General features: G+C 57.4%; 4 protein-coding genes and 1 pseudogene. 1 reads left to right on the forward strand and 4 read right to left on the reverse strand.

The window, feature by feature from the left end; translation table 11 throughout:
- The coding region (locus tag A3754_RS22740) for an OsmC family protein (RefSeq protein WP_063521417.1) at positions 1 to 383 on the reverse strand (383 nt) is incomplete at its 3' end.
- Positions 384 to 708: 325 nt separating this feature from the next.
- Here A3754_RS22740 and crp point away from each other — a divergent pair.
- The gene (crp, locus tag A3754_RS22745) at positions 709 to 1,338 is read left to right on the forward strand and encodes a cAMP-activated global transcriptional regulator CRP (protein WP_007151459.1); all 630 of its coding nucleotides are present in this window, start codon (positions 709 to 711) and stop codon (positions 1,336 to 1,338) included.
- A 124-nt stretch (positions 1,339 to 1,462) separates the two neighbouring features.
- Here the strand turns inward: crp and A3754_RS22750 are convergent, their stop codons facing one another.
- From A3754_RS22750 to trpD, 3 genes and pseudogenes are all read right to left on the reverse strand, one after another.
- Positions 1,463 to 1,762: an isochorismate lyase gene (locus tag A3754_RS22750; RefSeq protein WP_063521418.1), complete on the reverse strand. Its 300-nt coding sequence runs from the start codon at positions 1,760 to 1,762 to the stop codon at positions 1,463 to 1,465.
- An 83-nt stretch (positions 1,763 to 1,845) separates the two neighbouring features.
- Positions 1,846 to 2,640 carry an indole-3-glycerol phosphate synthase TrpC gene (trpC, locus tag A3754_RS22755; protein WP_063521419.1) on the reverse strand — a complete coding sequence of 265 codons (795 nt, stop codon included), beginning with the start codon at positions 2,638 to 2,640 and terminating at the stop codon, positions 1,846 to 1,848.
- A gap of 11 nt (positions 2,641 to 2,651) precedes the next feature.
- Positions 2,652 to 3,222: pseudogene (gene trpD / locus A3754_RS22760) on the reverse strand (anthranilate phosphoribosyltransferase); the annotation flags it as partial.

Here is a 3,222-nt window from a genome sequence, read left to right on the forward strand (position 1 = left end):
ACACCACCGCGTGTCAGCATAATGCTGGCAGAGCAGTATTTCTCTGCCGACAACTCAACCGCCCGTTTCACATGGGCTTCCTTGAGGCTGTTGCCGCTGACAATAAAGTGCAGGTGGATCTTGCTGAACACCGCCGGTACTTCATCGGCCCGCTCGGCAGTCAGCTCGCAGCGGCAATCAGTCACGTCCTGTCGGGATTTCTTGAGAATATGGATCACATCAAAGGAGGAACAGCCGCCCACGCCCAGTAACAGGGTTTCCATGGGGCGCGGCCCACGGTTCTGGCCACCGTGATCCGGCGGGCCATCCATCAGCACCTTGTGGCCGCTTTCGGTTTCCGCTTCATAGCAGGCTTCGCCCTGCCACTTAACCACTGCTTTCATGGTGATCTCCTGGTCTGTCACCCCATCTCAAACGCAGGCCGAACGCCTGATTGCGCCCACCCCGGAAGGGGGCGCAGAGTACCATAGCACGGGGGCTGCGCCACCCCTTTCAGGGTAGGTCGATGGGAATAATTTACCGATATATCACCAACCCGGAAAATCGGCGTATCTGGCCGAAAACCCGTTACTTAATCCGGGTTTAGCTACCGCCTGCCCTGTGAAAATCGAGAGTGAGAGCCAGTTCCCTTGGCATAACTCATAAAAACAGGCAATATCCATACGCTTATTGGCTAAGACATTTTTCTGGCTTCAAGACTGAGCGCCCATGACTGACGGCAACAAAATTATTCCAAATCTGGACCACTTCCTGGCCCATTGCCACCGCCGTAAATATCCGGCGAAAAGCACCATTATCTATGCCGGCGATGAATCGGATGCGCTGTATTACATCCTGAAAGGCTCTGTGACGGTCATGATCGAGGACGACGATGGTCGCGAAATGATCATGGCGTATCTCAATGAAGGGGATTTCTTCGGTGAAATGGGGCTGTTTGAAAACGACCCCTCGCGTTCCGCCTGGGTGAAAGCCAAGAGCGAATGCGAAGTCGCGGAGGTGAGCTATGCCAAATTCCGGCAGCTGGCCCGCGAAGACGCCGACATCCTGTTCACGGTGTCCGCCCAGATCGCTGGCCGCCTGCGTGCCACCACCCGCAAGGTGGGGGACCTGGCATTCCTGGATGTGACTGGCCGTGTTGCAGGCACCCTGCTGGACCTGTGCAAGCAGCCCGATGCCATGACGCACCCGGACGGCATGCAGATCAAGGTCACCCGCCAGGAAATCGGCCGCATTGTCGGCTGCTCCCGGGAAATGGTGGGCCGGGTACTCAAGAACCTGGAGGAACAGGGTCTGGTCTCCGTAAAAGGCAAGACCATGGTGGTGTACGGGACGCGGTAAAAAGCAGTTAACCGTTAATAATGAATAGTTAATAGCTGCGCGTCGAACACCATCCGATACTGAAAACCAAGCGGCCGCGCCCAGAGTCTGGGCGCGGCCGCTTGCATTTGAACGGTGAGATCCATCAGCGTTTCTGAAAGGCTTTCATTTCCTTCTGAATGAAGTGCTCCACCAAGTTCCGGTACAGATCTTCAACCATGTCCGCATCCAGCCCTTCCTGCTCTGCCCAATATCTTCTGGTCTGGAGCATGGCTCTGAAACGCTCCGGCGCACGCACCCCATCCTCGCTGGTCTTGAAGGCCGCGGCAGCATGTACATACCCCGCCCTTTCTCCCAACAATGCAATGATTTGCCTGTCGCTACGGTCGATTTCGGCACGGATGTCCTCCATACCCAGGCATTCCTGAGGTGACTTTCCTGTCATTCCAAATCCTCTCACCCAACGCGGTTTGTCGGCTTACGCCGCTGCGCGGCTAAGCCGATCTACAAACCTCGCAACTCGTACGCTCAGAAGAACAGCTTCTTGAGTTCAGCGCCCGGGTCTTCAGCGCGCATGAAGGCTTCGCCGACCAGAAAACTGTGGATGCCGCTCTTGCGCATCAATTGCACGTCAGCGCTGCTGTGGATACCACTTTCAGTCACCACCATGCGATCACCCGGCACTTGTTGTGCCAGCGTCAGCGTGGTGTCCAGGCTGGTTTCAAACGTGTGCAGGTTACGGTTATTGATACCGATCAGCTCGGCGTTCAAGGCTACCGCCCGGTGCAGCTCTTCTTCGGTATGAACCTCTACCAGCACATCACAGCCGGCCCGCTGGGCAGCATGATACAGCTCATTCATCTGGGCATCAGACAGCGCCGCAGCGATCAGCAGCACCGCATCCGCCCCCATGGCCCGGGACTCGAAAACTTGCCACGGATCGATCATGAAATCCTTGCGTAGCACCGGCAGATCCACCGCGTTGCGGGCAGCACGCAAATAATGCTCATCGCCCTGGAAAAAATCCTTGTCGGTGAGCACCGACAGGCAGGCTGCGCCGTTGGCTTCGTAACTACGGGCAATCGACACCGGGTCGAAATCATCGCGGATCACACCTTTACTGGGTGACGCCTTCTTGATTTCGGCAATTACCGCCGGCTGGTGATCTCTCACCCGGTCGAACAGGCTGGCAATAAACCCCCGCGCCTTGCGCTGGTTTTCTGCCATGGATTGCAAATCGCCCAAGGTGTAATTGTTCTTGCCGATGGCAATCTCTTCCTGCTTGCGGGCGATAATCTTGTCGAGAATAGTGCCTGTGCTCATAACCTCGCTCCTTATGCTGATTCGTCGCCAACCTTGAGGGCGGTGCTGAACTGAGCCAGCTCGCGCATACGCTCTGCCGCCTCTCCATTGTGGATCAGGTCTTCGGCCATGCGTACCCCCTCTTTGTGAGTCCGGGTAACACCGCTGACATAAATGGCTGCGCCAGCGTTAAGGGCGATCATGTCCGCCGCCTTGTTGGCCGCTTCCGTGGTGCGCTTGCTAAAGGCGTCCTTGATCAGCGCCAGGGACGCCGCCGGGTCCGTCACGTCCAGACCCACCAGGGAATCGGATTCCAGCCCCAGATCTTCCGGGGTCAGGTCATACTCCTGGACTTCACCGTCCTTGAATTCCGCCACATGGGTGCGCGCCGCCAGGCTGATCTCATCCAGACCATCCTTGCTGTGCACCACCATGATGTGCTCTCCACCCAGGCGCCCCATCACTTCCGCCAGGGGGCGACAAAGCTTTTCCGAGAACACCCCCATGACCAGGCGCTGCACGCCGGCCGGGTTTGTCATCGGGCCAAGAATATTGAACAGGGTGCGCATACCCAGCTCCTTGCGCGGCCCTACGGCGTATTTC

This window comes from Alcanivorax sp. HI0083 (assembly GCF_001635175.1).